This is a genomic window from Streptomyces sp. NPDC005761, assembly GCF_040630635.1.
Lineage (GTDB): Bacteria > Actinomycetota > Actinomycetes > Streptomycetales > Streptomycetaceae > Streptomyces.
This window is the reverse complement of sequence record NZ_JBEXXX010000089.1, coordinates 1-7,943: the sequence shown is the minus strand read 5'-3', so window position 1 is coordinate 7,943 and position 7,943 is coordinate 1. Positions and strand designations below refer to the sequence as shown.

The following is a 7,943-nucleotide window of genomic DNA, read 5'->3' as shown; positions in this document are numbered from 1 at the left end:
CCCGATACTGGGCGTATCGGGGTGATCCCGACAACGCGGCGAGCGTGCGTGCCAGGCGTCGCCGGACAGGCGGGACTTTCGAAACACGCCCTAGTGCCCTACCCGGGCGAAGGGTGCGCGGAAGACGTCCCAGTCGTCCTTCTCGTGGGAGGTGGAGCTGTCCGGGCCGTACGGCTCCGTCGCCGTGTCCAGCACGGTCGGGTCCTGCGGCAGGGAGCCGATGGCCGACTGCCCGAAGGTGGAGACGAGCATGAGGCCCAGACCCCGGCTCTCCAGGGTCGCCCGGTCGATCCCCAGCGTCGCGAGCGGGATGTTCATCTCGTACGTGGTGTCCTGGGCCGGGCTGTGCCCGGCGGCGAGCAGGTCCTCGTACCGGTCGGCGTCGGTCAGGTCGGCGGGCACGTATCCGGCGTTGCCGGTGGCCTTGATTCCGGTGACCTTGTCGGAGGTCAGGCCGTCGGCGTAGTGATAGGTGATGCCTGCGGGCCCGAACTTCTGGACGTTGGCCGGTTCGTAGTCGAAGGTGCCGGCCTCGTTCAGGCCGAAGAGGGCGGGCTGGCCCACTCCTGGCTTGCTGGAGAAGTTGGCGATGTGGTCCACCTCTCCGCGGGCGAACGAGGTGCGCAGAGCCCAGGGGCCTGCCGGGCCGGCCCCCAGCAGACCGTCGCCGCCCCGGGCCGGGTCGACGTCCAGTGCGAGGGACTGGGGGATATCGCCCTGGTAGGGCTTGCCGTTGTCACTGGTGGGGTAGCCCTGCGCCGGGTCGGTCACATCCGTGACGTTGGTGAACTGCCACATCAGGTACAGGTTGGTGTCGTCCCAGGCCGCGGAGAGGGAGTACAGGTCGTAGACCGGCCCCTCGTGACTGCCGCGGAAGATGCGGGGGTCGTCGTTGGCGACCCCCTGGGCGACGATCATGTCCTTGGTCCACTCGGAAGCCTTGCCGTCCACCGTCACGGCCGCCGCCTGCCCGACGCGCCCGCCGGGGTTGGTCGCGTAGTCGGGTCCTCCGGGATCGGGGCCCGGGTCCGGAGGGGTGGTCGGGTCCGGGGTGGTCGTCGGGTCCGGGGTCGGGGTGGCGCAGGGGTCGGTGGTGCCGATCTGCCCGTTCTTGACCGTGATGGTGCCGGTGCCCAGGGCGTAGTTGCGGCCGCTGTTGTTGTCCCAGGTGCCCGAGCCGTTGTTGAACGTCGCCTGCAGGCCCGTGGCACCGCCCAGATCGACGCTCTTCCTGTACCAGCCCTCGCAGGCCTTCGCCATGCCGACACCGGGCGCGGTCGTCCACGCCCCGCCCGTAGGGGCGTAGTGCAGGTTCGCCGTCGGCCAGCCCGCGTCCGCGGCGTAGTAGACCGTGGCCGTCGAGAGGGGATCGGCGGTGCAGGGGTCGCCCGCACCCACCACGCCGTCCTTGACCGTGACCGGCCCGGTGCCCAGGGCGTAGTTGCGGCCGTTGTTGTTGTCCCAGGTGCCCGAGCCGTTGTTGAACGTCGCCTGCAGGCCCGTGGCGCCGCCCAGGTCGACGGTGAACTTCACCCAGTCCGTGCAGGCCGCCTCCATCGCCACTCCGGGAGGAGCGGTCCAGGCTCCACCGTTGGGCTGGTAGTGCAGGTCGTACGTCGTCCAGTTGCGGCTCTTGGTGGAGTAGTACACCGTCGCGGAGTTCCCGGAAGCGGCGGAGGCGGTATAGGCGGCGGACACTGCAGCGAGGAGCGTCATCACTCCTGTCGCCGCCACTGCCGCGGCGAGGGGGCGTTTCATCCGCCGGCGTATGGGGTGTCTCACGAGGATCCTCCTGGGGGAATGTGCCGCGACCCTGACCGCGGCAGCCAGCAGAGCAGGCGCCGTAAGCGCCTGTGGGGGACGGAGCTCCCGTTCCGATCGCCCGGACATCACCTCCTGACGCTTCTTGCTGAAAGTTTCAGCAAAGCGATGCGAATGTAGGGGCCGCCCTGATTTGGCGTCAAGAGGGCGTGCATAAAAGGCAGTTGCTTATGACGTCCCGCCACCTGTCGGCGCCTGACAGCTGATCCGCTCGCGGGGCGGGCCACCTCGGGGCATGTCACCCGCGGGCACTGACATTCGTCATACGGAGCTCGGTACACCCGGCTCTGCCGGTGACCGGGGTCCGACGGCCAGTCTTTACGTATCAGGAGCGGGAGCCGCGAGGGCGCCGCCGATACGGGAGGAACCCGTCATGAGCAGCTCGGCCGCCACAGTCACCGCACCTGTCGCCGGCGCTCCGGCCGGTGTCGTTCCGTTCTCCCCGCGCAAGGCCCTCCTGGACAGCATGATGCCGCTGCTGGTGGATGTGGCGGTGCCGCTCGCCTCGTACTACCTGCTGAAGGCGGCGGGGACGGGTACGTTCGGCGCGCTGGCGTGGAGCAGTGTGGTGCCGGCGGTGCGGACCGCGTGGGGTGTGGTGCGCGACCGGCGGCTCAACGGGCTCGCGGCGCTGATGGTCACGGTCAACGCGGTGGGGCTGCTGCTGAGTCTGGTGGCCGGTGACCCGCGGCTGATGCTCCTCAAGGACAGCGGGGTGAGCAGCACGATCGGGCTGGTGGTCCTGGTGTCCGCGCTGCGGGGGCGGCCGATGATGTCGGCGGCGCTGCGGCCGTGGCTGACGCGGGGCGAGGCGGCCAAGTCCGCTGCCTGGTCGCGGCTTTCGACGGAGTCGGAGGCGTTCCGGCGGGCCGAGACGCGGTTCTCGGCGGTGTGGGGCGCCGCGCTGCTGGGCGAGTGCGCGGTGCGGGCCGTGGGCGCGTACACCGTGCCGGTCGAGACGATGGTGTGGGCCGGCACGGTGGTCCTGGTGGCGGCGATGGTGGTGGCGTTCGTCGTCTCGGGGCGGGTCGCGGTCGTTCCGATGGAGCGGATGATCGAGGAGGCGGCCGGTACGGGCCGCTGACCTCTCAGGAACCGCTGCAGGGCCGCCCCGGGGGAGCGGCCCTGCAGTGCTGTGCGGGTGGCGCGGTGCCGACCGGTGGTCAGTGGTTGCTGGGGAAGCCCAGGTCCACGCCCGCGGGGGCGTCGGCCGGGTCCGGCCAGCGGGTGGTCGTGACCTTGCCGCGGGTGTAGAATTGCACGCCGTCGTTGCCGTAGATGTGGTGGTCGCCGAAGAGCGAGTCCTTCCAGCCCCCGAAGGAGTGGTAGCCCACCGGCACCGGGATCGGGACGTTGATGCCGACCATGCCGGCCTCGATCTCCAGCTGGAAGCGGCGGGCCGCGCCGCCGTCGCGGGTGAAGATCGCGGTGCCGTTGCCGTACGGCGAGGCGTTCATCAGCGCCACGCCCTCCTCGTACGTGTCGACGCGCAGCACGCACAGGACCGGGCCGAAGATCTCGTCCTTGTACGCGTCCGAGCCGGTGGAGACGTTGTCGAGGAGGGAGAGGCCGATCCAGTGGCCGTCCTCGAAGCCCTTCACCGTGTGGCCGGTGCCGTCGAGCACGACGTCGGCGCCCTGGGCGGCCGCGCCGGTGACGTACGAGGCGACCTTGTCGCGGTGGGCGGCGGTGATCAGGGGGCCCATCTCGGACGTCGGGTCGTTGCCGGGCCCGATCTTGATCTTCTCGGCGCGGTCCTTGATCCGGGCGACCAGGTCGTCGGCGACGGAGCCGACCGCGACGACCGCGGAGATCGCCATGCAGCGCTCACCGGCGGATCCGTACGCGGCGGAGACCGCGGCGTCGGCGGCGGCGTCGAGGTCCGCGTCCGGCAGGACCAGCATGTGGTTCTTCGCGCCGCCGAGCGCCTGGACGCGCTTGCCGTTGGCGGACGCCGTGGCGTGGATGTAGCGGGCGATCGGGGTCGAACCGACGAAGGAGACGACGGCGACGTCCGGGTGGTTCAGCAGACCGTCGACGGCGATCTTGTCACCGTGCAGGACGTTCAGGACGCCGTCCGGCAGACCGGCCTCGGAAGCCAGCTCGGCCAGCAGGTTGGCCGCCGAGGGGTCCTTCTCGCTGGGCTTCAGCACGAAGGTGTTGCCGCAGGCGATGGCGAGCGGGAACATCCACATCGGCACCATGGCCGGGAAGTTGAACGGCGTGATGCCGGCGACGACACCGATCGACTGGCGGATCGAGGAGACGTCGACCCGGGTGGAGACCTGGGTGGACAGTTCACCCTTCAGCTGGGTGGTGATGCCGCACGCCAGCTCGACGATCTCCAGACCGCGGGCGACCTCGCCGAGCGCGTCGGAGTGCACCTTGCCGTGCTCGGCGGTGATCAGGGCGGCGATCTCGTCGCGGTGGGCGTCCAGCAGCGCGCGGTAACGGAAGAGGACCGCCGTACGGGCGGACAGCGACGAGGTGCCCCACGTCGTGTAGGCGTCCTTCGCGGCGGCCACCGCGGCGTCGACCTCTTCCAGGGAGGCGAGCGCCACCTGGGTGGTGACGGCCCCGGTGGCCGGGTCGGTGACCGGGCCGTAGTTGCCCGACGCGCCCTCGACGGTCTTGCCACCGATCCAGTGGTTGACGGTCTTCATACTGTGTCTCCTTCAGAGGTGGCGGCGTCGGTCGGTGCGGTGTCGTCCGTGCTCTCCCGTGCTGTGACCGCTGACGGGCGAGTGGCGTTCTCGGCTACGCCAACATCCCACCACGACCTCGCCGGAGAGGGGCCCGACACTGTGTCTGCCGTTTCGGTACCCGCGTAGACACAAGGAGGACGGCCACGCGGCCCGTGCGAGCGGTCGCCCGAGCCGCGCGAGGGATACCTCCGGCGCGGGGCCGTAGCGGGCGGGGAGTCGTCGCTCGCTCTTCGCTCCTGCCAGGGCGAAGCGGCCGCCTGCGCCGGAGGCGATCTGTGCATGGGCGTCACGCGGTACGTACGCGAAGTCGGATACCCCGCTGAACACGCGTTTAGCGCCCAGCAGTTCAAAGATCTCATCTGAGGTGTGCACCGTACAGCCACCGGTCGACGGCAGTACGGTCCACTCGCTCTCTCCGGTGACAAGTGCGTGAACTCCTCCCGGCTCCCGGCTCCGGGGGCCGTGCCGGGAGTGACGTGACGGCGGTACGCGGTGTTGTCCCCCTCGAGAGGACGGGGCCCGCCGCCCCGGCGACCCGGCCACCGTCACCGCATCGTCCGAGGAGTACCCCACCGTGATCCGTACGACTCCGCCCTTCCACCGCGCGGCCCTGGCCGCCCTCGCCCTGGCCGGCACGCTCGCCCTGGCCCCCGGGGCCGCGGCCGACGAGAGCAACGTGACCCCGCCCGGCTCCAGCCCCGTCTGCGCCTTCTACGACGGCGACGGGCTGACCGCCTTCGGCGAACAGGGTGAGCGCGTCTCCCAGGTGCAGTGCATGCTCGCCAACCGGCGCTACCTGCCGTGGGAGGCGGTCGACGGCGTGTTCGGCGCGCGGACCCTCGCCGCCGTCCAGCGCTTCCAGGCCGACCACCCGCCGCTCGTCCCGGACGGGCTCGTCGGCCCGCACACCTGGTCGGCGCTCTGGCACGGCTGACGACCGGGGTGCGCCCGGGCCTCAGACAGCCGGGCGCACCCGCCGCAGGCGCGGGCATCTTTGGACCCATGCGTCGCTTCTGTCTCAGTGGTGACCTGCTCGTCACACATGTCTCCGTTACGCGGGTTTTCCGTCACAGGCGCTCGACAGCCCCAGCCCGCCTCCCGTCGCCGTCGTTCACCGGTCAGAGGCTGAGTGATCGGCAGCGTCCGTGCCGCAGCTCCCCCGACGGCCCCCAGGCCGCCGCTGCGGCGCAGCGCAGAGAGGTGCACGCATGACGGACAGGAAGCTCTGGTCCTACAAGGACATCGCCGCACACATCCGGGTGCAGCCGGACACCGTCCGCTCCTACCGCAAGCACGGCCTTCTTCCGGCTCCCGACCACGTCGAGAGCGGCAAGCCCTACTGGTACGCGGACACCGTCCGCGCCTGGGTCGCCGCCCGGCCGGGCAACCGGGGCCGCCGGGAGTGACCGCGACCGCACGTTCACCCGGTCGGCCCACCGTCCCCGGGGCCACTCGCATCCATACCCCCTAGGGGTATATAGTCGTGAGTGTGGAAGCGCACCGGCCTTCTCGGAGTTTTTTCGGGCCCCTGCCGCCACACCCATTTGTGCTCGTCGAAGAGGAGAACACGATGACCGCCGAGACCCAGCTCCCCCAGGCGACCGGCTCCTGCTGCTCGCCCACCGGTTCCTGCCACGACGGTGCGGACACGGGCGCCGGGCAGGCCGGCGTGACCACCGTCTACCAGGTGACCGGCATGACCTGCGGGCACTGCGAAGGCGCGGTCTCCGAGGAGGTCTCCGCCATCGAGGGTGTCACCTCGGTGAAGGCCGTGGCGTCCACCGGGCAGGTGACGGTGGTCTCCCGGACCCCGCTGGACGAGGAAGCCGTGCGCGCCGCTGTCGACGAGGCGGGTTACGAGCTCGCCGGCCGGGCCTGACCCCGTCGGGATCCACGGCACCGCATCACCCCCTGCCGCCGGGCCGGGCCGACCAGCAGATACTGGTGGGGCACGGCCCGGTCGGCGTTTCAGGAGTTCGGAATGCACAGCGCAACAGATACCGAGGTCCCGGCAGCGGAGAGCTCGCAGGCCGAGCTCACGATCGGTGGGATGACCTGCGCGTCCTGCGCGGCCCGCGTCGAGAAGAAGCTGAACCGGATGGACGGGGTCACCGCCACCGTCAACTACGCGACGGAGAAGGCCCGGGTCGCGTACGGCCCCGGGACCGGCCTGGCGGATCTGATCGCCACGGTCGAGAAGACCGGCTACACCGCGAAGCCGGCACCCCGCCCGGCACCGACGCCGGCCGCCCCCACTCCTCCCGCACCGCTCCCGGCGCCGGTTCCGGCCGCCGACGGCACCGCACCGGCGCCCGGGAGCGACGGCAGCACCGAAACCGGCGCCCGCCCCGGCGCCGGGACCCCCGCGGACACCGAGACCCATGCCGGCGGCGATGCCGACGCCGCGACTCACCCCGGCAGCGACGACGGCTCCGCGTCCGCCCTCGCCTCACTGAGGCAACGGCTCATCGTCTCGGCCGTGCTCGCCGCCCCCGTCGTGGCGCTCGCGATGATCCCGGCCCTCCAGTTCGACAACTGGCAATGGCTCTCCCTCACGCTCGCCGCGCCCGTCGTCGTCTGGGGAGGACTGCCCTTCCACCGCGCCACCTGGACCAACCTCCGGCACGGCGCGGCCACCATGGACACCCTGGTGTCGGTCGGGACCCTCGCCGCCTTCGGCTGGTCGATCTGGGCGCTGTTCCTCGGCGACGCCGGGATGCCCGGCATGCGGCACGGCTTCGACTTCACGGTCTCCCGTGCCGAGGGCGCCTCCACGATCTATCTGGAGGTCGCGGCAGGGGTCGTCACCTTCATCCTGCTGGGCAGGTATCTGGAGGCCAGGTCCAAGCGGAAGGCCGGTTCCGCCCTCCGGGCGCTGATGCACCTGGGCGCCAAGGACGTCGCGGTCCTGCGGGACGGTGCGGAGGTACGCGTCCCCGTCGGGCGGCTCGCCGTCGGCGACCGCTTCGTCGTCCGTCCCGGCGAGAAGGTCGCCACCGACGGCACCGTGGTGGAGGGCAGTTCGGCGGTGGACGCGTCGATGCTCACCGGTGAGTCCGTCCCCGTGGACGTGCGGGCCGGGGACTCCGTCACCGGCGCCACCGTGAACGTCTCGGGCCGGCTCGTCGTCGAGGCCGCCCGGGTCGGCGCCGACACCCAGCTGGCCCGGATGGCCCGGCTCGTCGAGGACGCGCAGAACGGCAAGGCCGCGGCCCAGCGGCTGGCCGACCGGATCTCCGCGGTGTTCGTCCCCGTGGTCCTGGTGATCGCCCTGGTCACCCTGGTCGCCTGGCTGCTGGTGACGGACGACGTGACCGCCGCCTTCACGGCCGCGGTCGCCGTGCTGATCATCGCCTGCCCGTGCGCCCTGGGCCTCGCCACCCCGACCGCCCTCATGGTCGGCACCGGACGCGGAGC

General features: G+C 71.4%; 6 protein-coding genes and 2 pseudogenes. 5 read left to right on the top strand and 3 right to left on the bottom strand.

The genetic code is table 11. The annotated features are described in order from the left end of the window. Window positions 1–1,077: 1,077 nt before the first annotated feature. Window positions 1,078–1,716, bottom strand: a pseudogene (locus ABZ434_RS35810) (carbohydrate binding domain-containing protein); the annotation flags it as partial. 478 nt (window positions 1,717–2,194) lie between these two features. Here ABZ434_RS35810 and ABZ434_RS35805 point away from each other — a divergent pair. Then, window positions 2,195–2,905: a VC0807 family protein gene (locus ABZ434_RS35805; protein ID WP_359146208.1), complete on the top strand. Its 711-nt coding sequence runs from the start codon at window positions 2,195–2,197 to the stop codon at window positions 2,903–2,905. Between the two features lie 79 nt (window positions 2,906–2,984). On the opposite strand, the gene ABZ434_RS35800 is transcribed toward ABZ434_RS35805, so the two are convergent. Together ABZ434_RS35800 and ABZ434_RS35795 are read right to left on the bottom strand one after the other, a co-directional pair. Further along, window positions 2,985–4,484, bottom strand: a complete 1,500-nt coding sequence (locus ABZ434_RS35800) for a CoA-acylating methylmalonate-semialdehyde dehydrogenase (protein ID WP_359146205.1) — start codon at window positions 4,482–4,484, stop codon at window positions 2,985–2,987. A 219-nt stretch (window positions 4,485–4,703) separates the two neighbouring features. After that, window positions 4,704–4,973, bottom strand: a pseudogene (locus tag ABZ434_RS35795) (5-deoxy-glucuronate isomerase); the annotation flags it as partial. 127 nt (window positions 4,974–5,100) lie between these two features. On the opposite strand from ABZ434_RS35795, the gene ABZ434_RS35790 reads away from it, so the two are divergent. The 4 genes from ABZ434_RS35790 to ABZ434_RS35775 form a co-directional block, all read left to right on the top strand. Next, window positions 5,101–5,460, top strand: a complete 360-nt coding sequence (locus ABZ434_RS35790) for a peptidoglycan-binding protein (protein WP_359146202.1) — start codon at window positions 5,101–5,103, stop codon at window positions 5,458–5,460. A 274-nt stretch (window positions 5,461–5,734) separates the two neighbouring features. Next, window positions 5,735–5,932 (top strand): MarR family transcriptional regulator, encoded by a 198-nt coding sequence (locus tag ABZ434_RS35785; RefSeq protein ID WP_359146199.1) that lies wholly within the window; start codon window positions 5,735–5,737, stop codon window positions 5,930–5,932. Between the two features lie 164 nt (window positions 5,933–6,096). Continuing rightward, complete coding sequence (locus ABZ434_RS35780; protein ID WP_359146196.1) at window positions 6,097–6,405, top strand: heavy-metal-associated domain-containing protein; 309 nt, start codon at window positions 6,097–6,099, stop codon at window positions 6,403–6,405. A gap of 102 nt (window positions 6,406–6,507) precedes the next feature. Next, a partial coding sequence (locus ABZ434_RS35775) for a heavy metal translocating P-type ATPase (RefSeq protein ID WP_359146193.1) occupies window positions 6,508–7,943 on the top strand: 1,436 nt, incomplete at its 3' end.

What these genes read in the sequence shown, in the direction of transcription:
- ABZ434_RS35805 (WP_359146208.1), top strand. Translation starts at nt 2,195, where the DNA reads ATGAGCAGCTCGGCCGCCACAGTCACCGCACCTGTCGCCGGCGCTCCG.
- ABZ434_RS35800 (WP_359146205.1), bottom strand. Translation starts at nt 4,484, where the DNA reads ATGAAGACCGTCAACCACTGGATCGGTGGCAAGACCGTCGAGGGCGCG.
- ABZ434_RS35785 (WP_359146199.1), top strand. Translation starts at nt 5,735, where the DNA reads ATGACGGACAGGAAGCTCTGGTCCTACAAGGACATCGCCGCACACATC.
- ABZ434_RS35780 (WP_359146196.1), top strand. Translation starts at nt 6,097, where the DNA reads ATGACCGCCGAGACCCAGCTCCCCCAGGCGACCGGCTCCTGCTGCTCG.